A 14,494-nucleotide genomic window follows, 5' to 3' on the forward strand; every position below is an offset into this window, starting at 1 on the left:
CAACTTACACCAGATACTCAATTAAAATGGTCTTGTCCGCCTGTTGCAGCGGGATGCTCAGTCGGTCACCGTTCTTCAGTTCAACGCCTGAGCTTGCATCGACTGCACGACCAGATTTCTCCAGTGTACCGCCTGCGGTGTTACGGATTATAATTCGATCCCCATTGCCGGGCGTAAATACATATTTTTCGGTTTCCTTCAGCTCAGGGTCCAGTTGCAACAACTGATGCAGATGGAATCTGCCCCGGAAGGATACCAGCTTTTTATATTGCGGATATGACTTGTCTCCCGTGTTCTCATCACGAATCTCCACGACCATCTGGCCTACAAATCCCCGGTTTTTGCGTTTCAGCCAGCCCATCAGGAACCAGGAACCAACACCAACCACAATCAGAGCTATAACACCCAGGATGACAGGTAACCAAGGAAACGGCTTGTCCTGTTCACCGCCTGAGGTTGTCGGTTGAGATCCACTTCCAGCTGCTCCGCTCGCGTTGATCGTGATTGGCGAACTTTCGCGGTAGAAGCTGTCTTCTTCCGCACGGATGATCAACTCATAATTATGATTGTCCGGTACTTCAAACGTTCCGGCAAAACCAGAACCTGTGTTTTCCAAAGGTTGTTCTTCGCTCTTACCTGTATCTACATCTTTCACGACCAGCGTGGCCTTCATATCTGCATACAGATCATTATCCTGAAGCGGCTGACCGCCATTCTCCAGTTTGGCAGCAAGATCAACCTGGTCTCCTTTGGTATAGGACTTGGTCTTAATCGGGTCCACAACGAGTTGAAGATCATAGTTGAACAACAGGTTGATATCGATGCTGTCTTTCGGAGCCCCTTTTACCCGAAGTTTCCAGTCTCCCTCTTGGGGTTTCAACAGCTTCACGAGTGAATAACTCTTTGATGTCGAGAGCTTGGCTGCATCCGAGCTCAGGTCCACGGCTTGTCCGGAAGGGTCTGTCAATTGCACTTCCACCGGCTTCGAGGACATGATCGAGATGTTTGCTTCCAATACACTATCGTTCGGTACGTTCACGGTAACTTCCTGATAACTGCCGTTTCCCGTTACAGAGGGCAGCTTCACCACATTCAGTTTGGCATGATCGGCGAAGATCTCACTCAGAATCTGTGGCAGATCATCCGGCGTATCGGTAATGAATGACTTGCCTCCAGTCTGCTGAGCCAGGTCTGCGAGTGCATTCTTGTTCAGCTTGCCATCGGCGTTCAGTCCAATCGTATATACCGGGATACCCTGATCCTGTGCTTCCTTCACGGCTTTCGCGAGATCAGCGTCGGATTGTGCCTGTGTACGGCCTTTGGTTTTGTTGAAGTCATTGTTACCATCCGCCAGCAGCACGATCATTGGCGAGTGAGATGGGTCTGCACCATGATTCAGTATGTTCACCGCTTCGGCGACACCAACTGAAACATCGGTATATGGGCCTCGACCGAGCTGATCAATAAAATTCTTCAGGCTGCTCTTGTCCGCATCGGACTGAATCGTAAGCAATGCCTTTTCCCGCTCCACCTGATCGGTATAAGCGACAATCCCTACCTTGTCCCCCTGGACTGGCAGCATATCAATAAACATTTTCATGGCTTCATTACTGATCTTGTCACGGTCACTTGTATTCATTGAGTTACTTACATCGGCTACAAGTACCGCATCGATTCCGCTTGTCTGTGCCTGAGCCGCTGCAGCTTGTGGCAGCAACGCTTGAGGTAGCAGAAGCGTTAGAATGGCCAGCAGAACCATCGTTCCGCTGAGCCAGCGTATTTTGCGTGTCCGCAGCATTGGGTGTACTCCTTCACGTTTGAGATTAAAATGGGAATAGTTTATTATAGGCGTCAAGCCTTAAGGAAATCTTAACAGTCTGCTAATAAATTCTGAAAAGCACCCCTATCTTGAGTTACAGTTTTGTAATGACTGACAAAAATCGACGATTTCATACCTTGAACTGGCTCAAAAGTACCAACTATGGAAATATGATATAGTTATTGCCAGCAAACTGCAATATAACAGTGCTTGTTTACCAAGCCATAGAAGGGAACGGATTATGGTTACATACGGATGCCTCGCCATATTGTTTCTTTTTGTCATCATAAAGGGTTTTGCACTCCAGCTTCATCGGCGGAAACCGGTCTCCCGCGAAGACACGGATCGTACCCTCTACACTATTCTGAATGGTGAGCGTGATTGAGCATGAGTACTAAACGAGTTGTATCCATAAAACCATTTCAACGAACGACCTATGCCTATGAAAAGTTGCAAGTCTGCTCCCGTTGTGGACAGTATACCTGCCTGTGGGAAGAGGAGTGCACGGCCTGTGGCCGAGGTACCCTGAATTCCGTTCAGGCGAAGGCAACTTCCCGTGTGAAACGCCGCATTGCACGCGACCTGTTCATTACGATATTGGTCGGTGCAGCGGCCACCTATTTTGGCGAAACCATAGATCAGACCATGGCGGCAGCCAGCGTTTCCCTGCTGCTTCTGGCCTTACTGATCTTCATGCAGAAACGTTCGTTCGAGGTAGAGCAGCAGCGCGAGTTAAAGCGCACGTTGCAACAGGATGAGGAACTCATCCGCCAGGGCATTAACCGCAACTGGGCTCTGGTCGCCGAAGCTCGAAAGCAGGATGAAGCACTCGCCTATGAGATGCTCCGCGAGATCGGCTCACTCGTCTACAATGACCGGATTCGACTGCAACAGGTTGCGCTATTACAATCCTTTGTCCTGCGCAGTGATATGGATCTGCAGCTCAAGCCCTTGCTTCTACGCAGTTTCGAGCGGCTGCTCGCTGAATATATCGGTGAGATCGCACGACTTAAGCCGGATTTGATCCGTGAAGATGCGATTCGTTATATCGCTACCTATGAAGTGAACATTTTACAGCTGCACAATGGAATTCAAATTCTCACAGCTGTAGCTGCTGCTGCCGTGCGCAAGAGCAAATATATTGAGTTATTCCCTAGTCTTATTACCCGCTACGCCCGCTTTATGCCCAAAGATCGATTCATGAGACTTTATCACACGATTGAACGCTATCCGAGCAAGGCACGCGGAGGACTGGCAGAGTCGGTAGGTCGGGTGTATAACGAGAAATATCGGGATCAATACGCAGATGTTCAGCTGTAGGGATGATATATTGAGAAAAAAAACGTAGTTTAGTGCAAACTCACTTCCTGTATATAGACGAATACAATTTCATCCACCCCTGCATGCGCGTCAGCACCACAAATCAAAGCTAATGCTTCTAATGATATAAGAATTAATCCAAAAACACCCCATCCTTAGGTCTAGGATGAGGTGTTTTGAATTTTATGGCAGTCTGCCAAGTGTTATGCGCAGTACCGAAAAGAAAAGAAAAACTAGATGGGGAATACCTAAATGGCATCTTCCATGGAATGAAGCAGGCGCGCAAACAGGCACTTGCAGATGACAAAAACAATAAGCGGAAATGATCTCTGTCCTGGTGAAAAAGGGCCGCGACGTGGTAACGTCGCGACCCTTGATCTGAGGGTTCGGCACATCTGTACCTGAACCCTCTCATATGTGCCATGCCAAACGCTGTGGCATGGCATGGTGCCTGCGCAAATGCGGCTATATTGCCCGCTTGCGCCAAGGCTTTACCGTCCGCGACGAGAATCGCGACGGTCGCCCTTCGCCGGTCCGCGTCCTGCGGATTCCGGACGGCGAGAGCCTTCACTGCTGCGCCTGGAGCTGCGCTTGTCGGCGCTACGTCCAGCCCAGCCGCTGCTAGCTGCACCGCGTCCGCCTTGGCCCGTTGCACTGCGACTGCTGTCGCTGCTGCGCGCGGAACCACGACCTGCGCTGCGCTCATCGCCACTGCGACCTGCACCGCGTCCACCTTGACCTGCTGCACCGCGACTGCTGTCGCTACTGCGGCCACCGCTACGGCCGCCTTCACTGCGTCCACCTTCGCCGCCGCGGGACCCACGACCCCCACGTCCGCCATCTCTGCGATCGTTACGGCCTGCACCGCGACGGGCACTACCAGTTCCGGAAGAGCGTCCCCCTGAACGTTCGTCATCACCCTGACTGTTGATGGAACGTCTAGCTGCTCCAGTTGAAGCAATTGGACCTTCGCTTGTCCACTGGATACGGGACAGCTTCTGGTCGATACCTTGTTCAATACGTGCAAGTTCCGGTCTGTCGTGCTCTGTTGCAAACGTTACAGCAAGACCTGTACCGCCTGCACGGCCCGTACGACCAATCCGGTGGATATAACTTTCCGCATCATGCGGCATATCGTAGTTAAATACATGCGTTACACCTTCAACATCAAGTCCACGCGCAGCTACATCTGTAGCAACCAGCACTTGCAGTTTGGCATCGCGGAACGCTTTCATTACGTTCTCACGCTTGGATTGGGACAGATCTCCATGAAGTTCATCACTTGCATAACCTGCTTCACGCAGATCTTGGTTCAGCTTGGATGCACGACGCTTGGTCCGGCAGAAAATAATCGCCAAGTATGGTCGATACGTATCAATCATGCCGCGAAGCGCTTCTAATTTACCGCGATCCGTGCATTCCAGCACTTGCTGGCGAATCTGTTTGATCGGGATAACAGATTGGGAAGATACCTTCACATCTTCCGGATCTTTCATGTAGGTCTTCGCCAGGTTCCGAATACCCTTTGGCATCGTTGCTGAGAACAGCATGGTCTGACGTTTGTGTGGAAGCTCGCTAAGAATCGTCTCCACATCGTCCAGGAAGCCCATGTGTAACATTTGATCGGCTTCATCCAGCACCAGTTTTTTTACATTATCCAGCTTGAGCGTGCCACGGCGCAGGTGATCCAGAAGACGGCCTGGTGTACCAATAACGATCTGTGTACCGTTCTGCAATTTACGCAGTTGCTTGTCCACATCCTGCCCACCGTATACGGCAAGCACATGCAGTTTATCGTCGTTTGCCGTGAGCTTCTTGGCTTCTTCCGTAATTTGCAGCGCAAGCTCACGCGTAGGCGCGATAATCAGCGCTTGCGGCGAACGGTCGGATACGTTAATTTTCTGAATAATCGGCAGCAAAAAAGCCAGCGTTTTCCCTGTGCCTGTCTGTGCCTCGGCGATAATATCGCGTCCACCCAGCAGTACCGGAATCGAACGCTCCTGTACCGGAGTCGGCACGGCGATACCCTGATGTTTCAGGATCTCGCACCATTCCGGGCGAATGCCCAGTTGTTCAAAGTTTGCCAATCGTTACACCTCTGTATATTCATTTAGATAAGTCCATTTCATAATGACCTCAGTATCTGCAATCAAGACTAGTTTTCCTTAGTTCAACCATGATTATGAAATGAATTTTTTAAAAAGCAATCCACTCGTTGCTCTTCTTCTCCATACCCTGTAGTTTACACGTTAGTCAAGCAAAACAAAAGAGTACCGACAACTTCCGGCACCCTTCTCTTATAATTTATTTTATTTTACAATGACTACCGGGCAAGGAGCCAGCTTCAAAACCTTATGACTCACACTGCCAAGCACCATTTCCTGAACAACGTTCAGCCCTCGACTCCCCAATATGATGAGATCCACGTTTTCTTTATCAGCATATTCAATAATTGCCGAAGCTGCTTCTCCATGTATAATCTCAAGTCTGCACATAATTTTACCTTGCGTCAGCAATTTTTCTACAGGTTGTAGTTGCTCCCGTCTTTTCAATTCAAGTTCTTCTTGACTCTGTGCATGTAAAATTTCTGTTTTAGATTTGGAGAATTCCACAACATGAACTGCGTCTATGATGCAGTTTGTAGTCGATCCGCCCAATTTCATCGCTTCTTCAGCAGCACGTAACGAATGTTCAGATCCGTCGACTGCCAACAATATGCGTTTATACATCTCAATCGCTCCTATTTGAAAACATTTAGTGTGCACTTAACTTTGCATTTGGATCATTATAAATGGCGAGCTTATCAACGATTTTTTTACTTGCTGAATTCAGCCCTTTAACGATCACCTGATTATCATTTTCACGATATTTGATGACCACTTTATCAATCGCTCCAACAGCAGAGTCATCCCAGATATGAGCATTCGAGAAATCGATCACAATCTCTGACTGTTGGACAGAGAAATTGAATGAGTCCACAAAACTCTCCACTGAGGCGAAAAATAGTTGTCCCTCCACTTGAAACCGGCTTTGATTATTCATTTCACGATATTGAACGTTGACCTTTGAGATTTTAGCTACAAAAAAGATTGCGCTCAGAATTACGCCAATAAGTACACCTTTAGATAAATCGTGAGTGGCTACTACAAGAATAACCGTCGCAAGCATAACTACCGCATCACTTTTCGGTGCTTTCCGAAGATACGAGAATGATGACCAATCAAATGTACCAATCGATACCATAATCATAATTCCAACCAGGACGGCCATCGGAATCTGTACAACCAGACCACCCAGAACAATAATCAGGAACATGAGGAACACCCCGGAAACCAGTGTTGATAATCTGCCACGGCCACCTGACTTCACATTGATTACTGCTTGCCCGAGCATCGCACAGCCAGCCATACCTCCAAAACATCCGGTAATCACATTGGCAATGCCCTGACCTCTGGCCTCCTTGTTCTTGTTACTATCGGTTGCCGTCATATCATCAACAATCGATGCCGTCAGCAAAGACTCAAGGAGTCCCACAATAGCCAGCGCGATGGAGTACGGGAAAATGATCTGTAATGTTTCCAGATTAAATGGAACATTCGGAATCAAAAAGGACGGTAAGGACTGCGTAATGTTACCCAAATCGCCCACGGTACCCAGCTTAACGCCAGATAAGATGGCTACCGCCGTTAGCACAACAATAGCTACTAAAGGTGCAGGAATTGCTTTGAAAAACCTTGGTAACAGATATACGATAACTAAAGTTATACCAACAAAAATGTATGTCATAGTGGAAATACCAATAAAGTGGGGAACTTGAGCCATAAAGATCAAAATGGCCAATGCATTCACAAAACCGATCATTACCGCTCTAGGGATAAACTTCATCAATCGTGCAACCTTAAAGACGCCAAACAGTAACTGTATAACTCCTGTCAGTATCGTTGCAGCTAACAGATAGTCAAGACCATGGTCCTTCACCAGCGGAACCATTAGAAGAGCCATAGCGCCTGTCGCTCCTGATATCATTCCGGGTCGTCCACCCACAAATGCTGTGACTACAGCAATACAGAAGGAGGCATATAATCCCACCATCGGGTCTACCCCGGCAATGATCGAGAAGGCAATTGCCTCCGGAATTAACGCCAAGGCCACCACAATGCCCGCCAGGACATCTCCCCTCACGTTGGAGAACCAGTTTTGTTTTAACTTTTCAATCATTTCTGCTTACACCTCTCATGTCTTGTAGATTTGGAATTCAATTCTGTTCAACTGATCCGCCATTACTATACATGAGTTTATCACGATCCTTCCCAAAATGGAACCATTATGGGAATATAATTTTAATTTTGAATTGCTTTTTTTACTGGCTTCGGGCTAATCAAAGCAAAAAAACAACCTATTACCGGGAACAAGAGCATGATCCAGATAATTTCTGTATAGCCGCCAAAAAAATCAAATGCAAAACCGAAGGGCAATGGACCAAAAGCGGAGCCAATTACCGTTGATGTCATGGTTACACCCTGAATATTCGCAATACTTGCCCTGCCAAAATAATTGGGCCAAATCGTGTTCAGGGTGATGGACTCAAATCCTGCTACAATTCCGCGAATAATCCCAAATGCAATTGCCCCACCCGTATTTCCGGTAAAAACAAGGATTAGCATCGTTAACGCCTGCCCCATAAATACAACCGCAAGAATATGATTGGTCTTATATCTCTCATTAATGAATCCGGAAATAAACGTTACAGGAAAGGAAGTTAACGCCATTAAACTTAGGACAAAAGCGGAGAAGGTTGCATCTATACCTTTAGATCCGAAGATAGATATTAAGTGGAATACAAGGCCTGTATTTACCATTGCAGGAATGCTAGCACAGATTAATAACAGCCAAAAAGCCCTTGTTCGCATTGCTTCTTTCAACGTCCAATTCTCCTCATACACTTCTGTTGACTCCGTCGCGAGCGGCTGTCTAACACGGTTATCTGGTAATAAGCTTACACTCTCCGGTGTGTTCCGAGTAATATAATACGCCAAAGGTGCAAAAAACAAACATAGCAGAAAACCCCAGAAGAGCCATGCCTCCTGTATTCCCCAGTTCGTAATAAGCCAGGTATTGATCATCGGAATGAAGGCCGAGCCCGCAAAGGTTCCAACTGTCATTAAGCTAAATGCCCGTCCACGATAAGTTACAAACCATTGGGATACCAAAGTTACAGGAACCAAGGTCATCGCCCCTTGACCGAAGAGACGTGTCATAAAAAATCCCATAAACAGCATAACGGGAGTAACTGCCATGCTGTTCCACAGACATGACGCACCGAGGATGACGGCCACAATGAACATGACTTTACGCTGCCCCCATCGGTTCACGGCACGTCCAACGATAAACAGGCACATTCCGGCAAGAAACGTTGCTACAGAATACAAGCTGGAGATCAGTGACCTGCTCCAGTCAAACTCTTCAATGTAAGCATTAATAAAAGTGGAGATCGAATAGGTCTGTCCCGGTCCGGAAAAAAACAACCCCATTCCAGAAATGACTACAATAATCCATCCGTAAAAGAATGGAGGAGTAAACGGAATTTTTGTCTGTGCAGCTTTGCTCATATGTCTGTGATCCCTCCAATTCAGAACTTTTCAGTTTAATTACTCCAATTTCCCTTTCCCCTCACTCTTGTTGAATCATGTCCGTTACCAGCCTGACTGCAAAATTATAGCTTTCTGTACATCAATAAACAAAGTAAATAATCCAATAAGTAAACGCTATCATGACGAAATATCTGTATTTTTCGTTCATATACACTATAATACACATTAATAGATTAAAATTAAGAATGGTTTGATATAATTGGGTTATATCCAGTATAATTAAGTATAATCTATTGAAGAATTACAAAGGGGAGTAATCCATTTGGAAGAACAGCATGAAATTTTGACTATCGCTCAGGTTGCTAAATATTTGCAGTTAAGTGAAATAACCACATATAAGCTTGTTAATGAAGGCGTTATTCCTGCTTTTAAAATTGGTAGACACTGGAGAGTACAGAAAAGTGATCTTTCTGAATTAATTGAACGTTTGAAGAAGGGGGAGCGAATTTAAATATATATTCAGAATGTTTCACTGGTCTGCCCTCTCTGCAATGACCAAGCAGCTCATAAACTTTAATACAGAGAGGACAACATCTACACATGAATAAACCCATAGAATCATCCAACACACACAACAGGGATCTTCCTCATAAGAGCAATGAGCCTGTCCGTATATTTTCTTTAGGGGGACTTGGAGAGATAGGTAAAAACATGTACGGCATAGAGTACAAGAATGAAATTGTGCTTATTGATGCCGGACTTAAATTTCCCGATGCTGATATGGCTGGCGTTGATTACATCATTCCGGATATTCGTTATCTGGTGCAAAAAGCAAACAACATCAAGGGTTTGTTTTTGACTCATGGACATGAAGATCATATCGGAGCAATCCCTTATCTGCTAAAGCAAATTTCTGTACCCATTTACGGCGGCGCTCTAACGATCGGTTTGTTAACAGCCAAACTGGATGAACATCAGCAATTACACAGAGCCGAACTCCATGTTATACAAGGCGATGAGACCATTTCATTCCATCATCTTCATGTGGATTTTTTCCGTACCATGCACAGCATCCCGGATTCATTTGGCATCGTAGTGAATACTCCTCATGGCTCTGTCGTACACACGGGTGATTTTAAATTCGATTTCACACCAGAGGGCACACCTGCTGACATTCACAAGATGATGAAGATTGGTGAGAAAGGGGCTCTTGCTCTCCTCTCTGACAGTACGAACAGTGAACGTATGGAGCAAACAACTTCGGATGAGACTGTAGGACAATCTATACTACATTCATTTCAACAATGCAGCGGACGCATTTTGTTTGCCACATTTGCTTCCAATGTATATCGTCTTCAACAAGCCGTGCAGGCAGCATTGGCGTGTAATCGCAAGATTGCAATCATTGGACGCAGTATGGACAAAATTTTCAATATCGCTCAGGAGTTGAGCTATATTGACATGCCTGAGGGAACATTGATTGATATCCGCAAAGTTCATACACTGGCAGATCATGAAATCCTCATCATCTGTACAGGCAGTCAGGGAGAAGTCAACGCGGCTTTGACCCGAATTGCTTCTGGATCTCACAGAAATGTTCAGATTCAACCAGGAGACACTGTAATCTTCTCTTCATCTCCTATTCCAGGTAACGTTCGAAATGTCAATCGAAGTATTGATATGTTGATGCGCTCGGGCGCCGATGTCATCTACGGGCGAGGGTTCGATATCCACAGCTCCGGGCATGGTTCGCGCGAGGACTTGAAACTCATGTTACGAACGATCCGTCCACAATATCTCATTCCAATCCATGGTGAATACCGGATGCTGGTGAGTCACCAACGATTAGCGGAACAGGTCGGTATTCCTTCCGATCACATCTTCCTTCTGGAGAACGGTGAGACCGTCGAAATAACTCCACAGAAAGCCTATAATGGGAGGAAGATCCCCTCCGGCTCCATATTTGTTGGTCGCAACGAGTTGCGCTACCATGAAAAATATCTGATGGAGGAGCGAAGTCGACTTGCCGTGGACGGAGTTGTCGTGGCAGCGATGACCATACGGAAGAAAACACGCGAGCTTGTAAGTGGACCCGATTTAATCAGTCGCGGATTTGTCTATATGAACGATTCCAGAGCGTTACTTAAAAATGCTGAGATGAAATTGAAAAGTTCACTACAAAACATGAATGAACAAAACAAGTTCGATCTTCCCGTGTGGAAGGATCATACCGTTAAAATGCTGAATGACTTGTTTTACAAGGAGTTGGGACGTGTGCCCTTGATCCTGCCCTCCATTCATGAAATTTAATCTAATTGCAAAGGATAATAAACCAATGAAACTGATCCAAAACATGATTCATCAGGATGTACAGAGCCTTGAAGGTACCATATATGAACGAAAAGCTGCCAGAGGCATTATTATGAGAGGTTCGGAAATTTTGCTCCTGTACACTAAAAGGTATAATGACTACAGCTTTCCAGGTGGCGGGGTTGAGCTGGACGAGGACTTAATTGCAGGACTACACCGGGAACTCGCTGAAGAAACCGGAGCCACACAAGTACAGGTTATTCGTGAATTGGGCTATATTGACGAGTACAGACCCCATTATAAACCGGAGTACGATCTGATCCATATGTTGTCGTATTACTATGTGTGCACCATCGGTGAATCTCTTGGTGAATCCAGGCTTGAGGACTATGAAATTTCGAATGGAATGACCGCAGTCTGGATTGATATTCATGAAGCGATTCGCCATAATCGACAGGTCATTGCCAACCGGGAATCCTCCATGGGTTTCTCTGTGGAACGTGAGACCATCGTCCTGGAACTGATTGCCAAGGAATTGGTTAATCCAACGGTCCGTTCTGTGTAGAATCATCATTTGATACATCCGCAAATCGATCCCTCTACCGTTTCCCTGTGCTCTAAAGGGAGCGGTTCTTTTTTTGAGAACTCTTGGTAGCTGCTGAGTCTACGCAAAAAACCCCTTCGTTTGACAGGTGCTGAATTCACTCCGTACATGAATTCCTTCTCACCGTCAATGACAAAGGGGTATTTCTACTGTTCTATTTGTTCAATGCATCAGTCGTTGTTTGGATTACTTCACAATCATGACTGGGCAATGAACCCGTTTTACAACTTTATGGCTTACGCTGCCAAGTACCATCTCTTGAAGAGCGTTCAGTCCACGACTGCCGATCACAACCAGATCAACCTTTTCATGATTAGCATATTCAATGATGGTCGGGCCAGGTTCTCCATGCATAATTTTGAGCTTATACGAGACTTGACTTGTCTTCAGTATTTCTTCCACTGGCGCAAGTTTTTGACGTCTTTTTAATTCAAGCTCCTCTTTGCCCTGTGCGTGCAAAATATCACTTTTGGATCGAGAGAAGTCAGCTACACTAATGACTTCTACGTTACAATCAGGGGAGAAGGCTACAAGCTTGGCTGCTTCCCTCGTAGCACGCAATGAATTTTCTGATCCATCCACAGCTAACAGAATCCGATTATACATATTTATTCACTCCTAACCTTAGTTTAATGTGCACTCAATGTTGCATTAACATCGTTGTAAATTGCCAATTTGTCTACAATTTTTTTGCTGGAAGAATTCAAACCCTTGATCATAACTTTATTGTCGTTCTCACGGTACTTAATAACTACCTTGTCAATAGCACCCACCGCTGAATCATCCCATATATGGGCGTTCGAGAAATCCACAACGATATCCGTATCACGAACGGAGAAATCAAAAGCATCTACAAAACCATCCACAGACGCAAAAAACAGTTGACCCTCCACCTCGAATACGGTTTTAGCTTTATCTTGCCGCTTGCGAACTTCGATATGTGATATCTTGGCTACAAAGAAGATTGCGCTAAGGATGACCCCCGCGATAACTCCCTTGGACAAGTCATGTGTAGCAACGACAATAATAACCGTCACAAGCATCACAGCAGCATCTGTTTTGGGTGCCTTCCGCAAATATGCAAACGAAGACCAGTCAAATGTACCAATCGACACCATAATCATGATCCCCACAAGAACAGGCATAGGGATCTGTACAACTAGGTCACCCAGCACGAGAATCAGGAACATCAGAAAAGTACCTGCTACAAGAGCTGATAATCTGCCTTTACCGCCGGACTTCACATTAATTACAGATTGCCCGATCATGGCACAACTTGCCATCCCGCCAAAAAAGCCGGTGATGAAATTGGCAATGCCCTGGCCTCTTGCTTCTTTGTTCTTGTTACTATCTGTACCTGTCATATCATCGACAATCGATGCAGTAAGCAATGATTCCAGCAGTCCCACGATCGCCAGCGCAAGAGAATACGGGAATATAATCTGCAGCGTTTCAAAATTAAAGGGAACGTCCGGTATGAAGAATGAAGGCAAAGATTGTTTAATATTCCCCAAATCGCCAACAGTATTTAAGTGAAACCCTGAAAAAATCGCAATTGTCGTTAATACAACAATAGCAATAAGTGGTGCCGGGATCGCTTTAAAGAACAAAGGAACTACATATACAATGAGTAATGTAATGGCAACAAACACATACGTCATCGTAGAGATTCCCACAAAATGCGGAACTTGAGCCATGAAAATCAGGATCGCCAACGCATTAACGAAACCAATCATGACGGCTCTCGGTATGAACTTCATCACTTTTGCTATCTTGAACACACCGAATAAGATCTGTATTACACCTGTCAGTATCGTTGCTGCAAGCAAGTAATTAAGTCCATGATCCTTGACAAGCGGAACCATCAGCAAAGCCATAGCACCTGTAGCAGCCGAAATCATACCCGGGCGACCACCTACAAAAGAAATAATTACAGCAACGCAAAAGGAAGCATACAGACCGACCATGGGATCAACTCCTGCAATGATCGAGAAAGCAATTGCCTCGGGAATAAGCGCCAGCGCCACAACTATCCCTGCAAGAACATCTCCTTTCACATTAAACAACCAGTTTCGTTTTAGCTTCTCCACCACTTTAGTCCACCTCGTATTTTTTCGGCAATTCACAAATCAGAACATTCAGCCGATTTTTTCTAAAAACAGTTTATCATCTATCTTCCCTTAATGGAACCTTTTCGACACAAAAAAATATGTTATGATAAAGAAAGCATTGTAAAATAAGGAGAGTACCGTATGCGTATAGGATATATGAGACCTTATCAGGATGACCTGGACTATAAACAACAAACGAGTCTGCTCCAATCCATTCCGTGTGACACCATTATTGTGGAAGATCACGCTTTGGCCAAGCGTAGAACGAATCTTACCCATATGATGGAAAATCTTAAACCCGGAGACACCATTATTGTATCCAAGCTGTTTGCATTAGCAGATTCCACACGCCACCTCGTCGAACTTTTGGAAATGGTGGATGCAAAAAAGGCAGCGATTTATTCCATAATGGAAGGTATTAATACCAGCCAATCGGAAGGGTATTTATTCAGTTCCGTCGTGAGACATTTAGTTGATTTTCAAAGTGATGTTATAAGTGAAAAAACAAAACGAGGACTTTTTGAAGCCAAGCAAAAAGGGAATAATCCTGGGAGACCACGAAAAACGGACGAAAATATAAAAAAGGCGATCATGATGTATGAGAGCAAAAAATATAGTCTTGCCGAGATCAAGGATCAAACGGGAATCAGCAAAACGACGTTGTACCGTTATCTGGAGAACTAATTGGTAACCTTAATAATCCACAATTGACGTAATTATTATACATTATGGGACACAT

Annotated in this window: 14 protein-coding genes; 7 read left to right on the top strand and 7 right to left on the bottom strand. The window is 45.4% G+C overall.

Annotated elements, in window-relative coordinates; genetic code table 11:
• Positions 1-4 precede the first annotated feature (4 nt).
• Positions 5-1,798, bottom strand: a complete 1,794-nt coding sequence (locus J7E78_RS17270) for a vWA domain-containing protein (RefSeq protein ID WP_215077445.1) — start codon at positions 1,796-1,798, stop codon at positions 5-7.
• Between the two features lie 262 nt (positions 1,799-2,060).
• On the opposite strand from J7E78_RS17270, the gene J7E78_RS17275 reads away from it, so the two are divergent.
• From J7E78_RS17275 to J7E78_RS17285, 3 genes are all read left to right on the top strand, one after another.
• On the top strand, positions 2,061-2,204 hold the full coding sequence (locus J7E78_RS17275; protein ID WP_164783298.1) for a hypothetical protein: 144 nt from the start codon (positions 2,061-2,063) through the stop codon (positions 2,202-2,204).
• Between the two features lie 2 nt (positions 2,205-2,206).
• Entirely contained in the window at positions 2,207-3,139 is a 933-nt protein-coding gene (locus J7E78_RS17280; protein ID WP_215077446.1) for a hypothetical protein, read from the top strand.
• Between the two features lie 176 nt (positions 3,140-3,315).
• On the top strand, positions 3,316-3,465 hold the full coding sequence (locus J7E78_RS17285; protein ID WP_215077447.1) for a hypothetical protein: 150 nt from the start codon (positions 3,316-3,318) through the stop codon (positions 3,463-3,465).
• A gap of 165 nt (positions 3,466-3,630) precedes the next feature.
• Here the strand turns inward: J7E78_RS17285 and J7E78_RS17290 are convergent, their stop codons facing one another.
• From J7E78_RS17290 to J7E78_RS17305, 4 genes are all read right to left on the bottom strand, one after another.
• Positions 3,631-5,226 (bottom strand): DEAD/DEAH box helicase, encoded by a 1,596-nt coding sequence (locus J7E78_RS17290; RefSeq protein ID WP_215077448.1) that lies wholly within the window; start codon positions 5,224-5,226, stop codon positions 3,631-3,633.
• Between the two features lie 222 nt (positions 5,227-5,448).
• Positions 5,449-5,868 (bottom strand): universal stress protein, encoded by a 420-nt coding sequence (locus tag J7E78_RS17295; protein WP_215077449.1) that lies wholly within the window; start codon positions 5,866-5,868, stop codon positions 5,449-5,451.
• 25 nt (positions 5,869-5,893) lie between these two features.
• The gene (locus tag J7E78_RS17300) at positions 5,894-7,357 is read right to left on the bottom strand and encodes a SulP family inorganic anion transporter (RefSeq protein WP_215077450.1); all 1,464 of its coding nucleotides are present in this window, start codon (positions 7,355-7,357) and stop codon (positions 5,894-5,896) included.
• 122 nt (positions 7,358-7,479) lie between these two features.
• On the bottom strand, positions 7,480-8,748 hold the full coding sequence (locus J7E78_RS17305) for an MFS transporter (RefSeq protein ID WP_215077451.1): 1,269 nt from the start codon (positions 8,746-8,748) through the stop codon (positions 7,480-7,482).
• 304 nt (positions 8,749-9,052) lie between these two features.
• Between J7E78_RS17305 and J7E78_RS17310 the strand changes: the two genes are divergently transcribed.
• The 3 genes from J7E78_RS17310 to J7E78_RS17320 all read left to right on the top strand — a co-directional run bounded on the left by J7E78_RS17310 (position 9,053) and on the right by J7E78_RS17320 (position 11,605).
• The gene (locus J7E78_RS17310; protein ID WP_215077452.1) at positions 9,053-9,241 is read left to right on the top strand and encodes a helix-turn-helix domain-containing protein; all 189 of its coding nucleotides are present in this window, start codon (positions 9,053-9,055) and stop codon (positions 9,239-9,241) included.
• Between the two features lie 89 nt (positions 9,242-9,330).
• The gene (locus J7E78_RS17315; RefSeq protein WP_215077453.1) at positions 9,331-11,040 is read left to right on the top strand and encodes a ribonuclease J; all 1,710 of its coding nucleotides are present in this window, start codon (positions 9,331-9,333) and stop codon (positions 11,038-11,040) included.
• Positions 11,041-11,065: 25 nt separating this feature from the next.
• Positions 11,066-11,605 carry an NUDIX domain-containing protein gene (locus tag J7E78_RS17320; protein WP_215077454.1) on the top strand — a complete coding sequence of 180 codons (540 nt, stop codon included), beginning with the start codon at positions 11,066-11,068 and terminating at the stop codon, positions 11,603-11,605.
• 225 nt (positions 11,606-11,830) lie between these two features.
• Here the strand turns inward: J7E78_RS17320 and J7E78_RS17325 are convergent, their stop codons facing one another.
• Positions 11,831-12,250, bottom strand: a complete 420-nt coding sequence (locus J7E78_RS17325; protein WP_215077455.1) for a universal stress protein — start codon at positions 12,248-12,250, stop codon at positions 11,831-11,833.
• Positions 12,251-12,273: 23 nt separating this feature from the next.
• On the bottom strand, positions 12,274-13,737 hold the full coding sequence (locus J7E78_RS17330) for a SulP family inorganic anion transporter (protein ID WP_215077456.1): 1,464 nt from the start codon (positions 13,735-13,737) through the stop codon (positions 12,274-12,276).
• A gap of 159 nt (positions 13,738-13,896) precedes the next feature.
• Here J7E78_RS17330 and J7E78_RS17335 point away from each other — a divergent pair, with 159 nt between their 5' ends.
• Positions 13,897-14,439 (top strand): recombinase family protein, encoded by a 543-nt coding sequence (locus J7E78_RS17335; RefSeq protein ID WP_215077457.1) that lies wholly within the window; start codon positions 13,897-13,899, stop codon positions 14,437-14,439.
• Positions 14,440-14,494: the final 55 nt, after the last annotated feature.

Origin of the sequence: Paenibacillus polymyxa, from assembly GCF_018614975.1 — a bacterium.
Lineage (GTDB): Bacteria > Bacillota > Bacilli > Paenibacillales > Paenibacillaceae > Paenibacillus > Paenibacillus polymyxa_E.

Excerpts from the sequence above, each read along its gene's own strand:
- J7E78_RS17270 (WP_215077445.1), bottom strand. The coding sequence starts at position 1,798 with ATGCTGCGGACACGCAAAATACGCTGGCTCAGCGGAACGATGGTTCTG.
- J7E78_RS17275 (WP_164783298.1), top strand. The coding sequence starts at position 2,061 with ATGGTTACATACGGATGCCTCGCCATATTGTTTCTTTTTGTCATCATA.
- J7E78_RS17280 (WP_215077446.1), top strand. The coding sequence starts at position 2,207 with ATGAGTACTAAACGAGTTGTATCCATAAAACCATTTCAACGAACGACC.
- J7E78_RS17295 (WP_215077449.1), bottom strand. The coding sequence starts at position 5,868 with ATGTATAAACGCATATTGTTGGCAGTCGACGGATCTGAACATTCGTTA.
- J7E78_RS17300 (WP_215077450.1), bottom strand. The coding sequence starts at position 7,357 with ATGATTGAAAAGTTAAAACAAAACTGGTTCTCCAACGTGAGGGGAGAT.
- J7E78_RS17305 (WP_215077451.1), bottom strand. The coding sequence starts at position 8,748 with ATGAGCAAAGCTGCACAGACAAAAATTCCGTTTACTCCTCCATTCTTT.
- J7E78_RS17315 (WP_215077453.1), top strand. The coding sequence starts at position 9,331 with ATGAATAAACCCATAGAATCATCCAACACACACAACAGGGATCTTCCT.
- J7E78_RS17320 (WP_215077454.1), top strand. The coding sequence starts at position 11,066 with ATGAAACTGATCCAAAACATGATTCATCAGGATGTACAGAGCCTTGAA.
- J7E78_RS17325 (WP_215077455.1), bottom strand. The coding sequence starts at position 12,250 with ATGTATAATCGGATTCTGTTAGCTGTGGATGGATCAGAAAATTCATTG.
- J7E78_RS17335 (WP_215077457.1), top strand. The coding sequence starts at position 13,897 with ATGCGTATAGGATATATGAGACCTTATCAGGATGACCTGGACTATAAA.